We start from the raw sequence: 324 nt of genomic DNA, 5'->3' as shown, positions 1-324 counted from the left end.
GAGCGCCGATTTCAAGACGAGGGTGACCAGCGCCAGCAGCGCCAGCAACGTCGCCACCGCAAAGGCGGCAACGAAGTTATATTCATTATAGAGGATTTCCACCTGCAACGGCATGGTGTTGGTCTGGCCGCGAATATGGCCCGACACCACCGACACCGCGCCGAACTCGCCCATGGCACGGGCGTTGCAGAGGAGCACGCCGTAAAGCAGCCCCCATTTGATGTTGGGCAGCGTCACATGCCAGAAGGTCTGCCAGCCGGACGCGCCCAGGGACAGCGCCGCCTCCTCGTCGCTGGTGCCCTGTTCCTGCATCAACGGGATCAG

General features: G+C 62.7%; 1 protein-coding gene. It reads right to left on the bottom strand.

Features of this window, described 5'->3' with window-relative positions:
• Positions 1 to 324: ABC transporter permease subunit (locus tag AC1Q80_RS30910; RefSeq protein ID WP_492362953.1), on the bottom strand; the 324-nt coding region annotated here is incomplete at both ends.

This window comes from Ensifer sp. GW823-FHT05D09 (assembly GCF_058795755.1).
Note: the sequence above shows the minus strand (reverse complement) of the source record. Positions and strands in the feature narration are given on the sequence as shown.